This is a genomic window from Streptomyces sp. KR55 (assembly GCF_052245645.1).
GTDB classification, from domain to species: domain Bacteria; phylum Actinomycetota; class Actinomycetes; order Streptomycetales; family Streptomycetaceae; genus Streptomyces; species Streptomyces flavusporus.
Window position 1 is genome coordinate 1 of the sequence record NZ_JBQQCE010000938.1, and the last position, 1,136, is coordinate 1,136.

3 protein-coding genes are annotated in these 1,136 nt (G+C 68.9%); 2 read left to right on the forward strand and 1 reads right to left on the reverse strand.

Annotation, left to right across the window (positions count from 1 at the left end):
• Window positions 1-37: 37 nt before the first annotated feature.
• Window positions 38-520 (reverse strand): helix-turn-helix domain-containing protein, encoded by a 483-nt coding sequence (locus ACTWQJ_RS51640; protein ID WP_443313244.1) that lies wholly within the window; start codon window positions 518-520, stop codon window positions 38-40.
• A gap of 125 nt (window positions 521-645) precedes the next feature.
• On the opposite strand from ACTWQJ_RS51640, the gene ACTWQJ_RS51645 reads away from it, so the two are divergent.
• Both ACTWQJ_RS51645 and ACTWQJ_RS51650 read left to right on the forward strand, forming a co-directional pair.
• Window positions 646-852: a helix-turn-helix transcriptional regulator gene (locus tag ACTWQJ_RS51645; protein ID WP_443313245.1), complete on the forward strand. Its 207-nt coding sequence runs from the start codon at window positions 646-648 to the stop codon at window positions 850-852.
• A partial coding sequence (locus ACTWQJ_RS51650; RefSeq protein WP_443313246.1) for a hypothetical protein occupies window positions 849-1,136 on the forward strand: 288 nt, incomplete at its 3' end. The genes ACTWQJ_RS51645 and ACTWQJ_RS51650, both read left to right, overlap by 4 nt.

The window sequence follows — 1,136 nt, forward strand, 5'->3', positions numbered from 1 at the left end:
CATGGCCGCCTGGTACTCGGCGTGCTTCGCGCGGTCCTCAATCCAGACCCTTGCCACCCTTCCCCCCCTCCTCGACGGCCCTGCTCTGGCCCTCGATGTTCTGTGGCGTCCACTGCCATTCGGGCACCTGATACTCCGAGTCGGGCACCTCGCTGAAGTACTCCCGGGCGACCACGCGACCGATCGGCGACTGGCCGCGGATCCACGCGCGAGCGAAGCCGGGTGTCGTCGTGACGCCCTCGATGAACCGGTACGGCACTACCGCGTCGCCGTCGACCGGCGGGACGAGCAGATGCACGGGCGCCACGGACAGCACGTAGGCCAGCTTCAGCAGCTCGTCCACAGTCACGTCCCGGCGTCGGCGCCCGCTGTCGTCCCGGCGCCCGTTCTCCAGGTTGTAGAGAGCCTGCGCGGTGAGCTCCGGGGCGCCCAGTTCGGCGCAGCGCTCGGCGAGCTGTTTCACGGTCCATCCGCGTTTCTTGCGGACCTGCTGGACGCGTTCGGCGACCGAGTCACTCACAGTCGGTTCGTTAGTCACATCGGCGAATGTAGTGGGCGCCTTGACTAATTGCAAGCACGTGCGGGAAGATCCGAGCAACTTCCGATTCGACTACTCCACTAGTCGATTCAACGAGGATCGGTGACATGACAGACCCGTTGCTCACTCCGAAGCAGGTGCAGGCCCAGTACGGCGTAGCCGCGAAGACGCTCGCGAACTACCGCTGGCAGGGCATCGGCCCCGAGTACGTGAAGACCCACCCCGGCCAGTACGGCCGCGTGAAGTACCGGCGCAGCGCCATCGACGCGTGGCTCAACGCCCAGACGGTCAAGCCGGGAGGCGCAGCGGCATGAGCGCAAAGAAGAACGCCCCGGCGGCAACCGGGGCGCAGGACCAGCGGGCGAGCGGGTCGGCCCCCACTGTAGCCACCGGCGACCCCATCGCGCTGTGCCGCGCCCGCCAGGTTCCCACCATCGGCGGCGGCATCGTGTGGCTCCTCGTCGTCCGCCGATGCCCGCTCTGCCGCAGGTCGCACACCCACGGCGGCGGCTCCGGCGACGAGCCGTTCTACGGGCACCGCACCGCCCACTGCGCCACCGCCACGCCCGGCGCCGGCTACTGGCTGCAGCCCATCGAG

Coding starts and splice junctions, on each gene's coding strand:
- ACTWQJ_RS51645 (WP_443313245.1), top strand. CDS start 646: ATGACAGACCCGTTGCTCACTCCGAAGCAGGTGCAGGCCCAGTACGGC.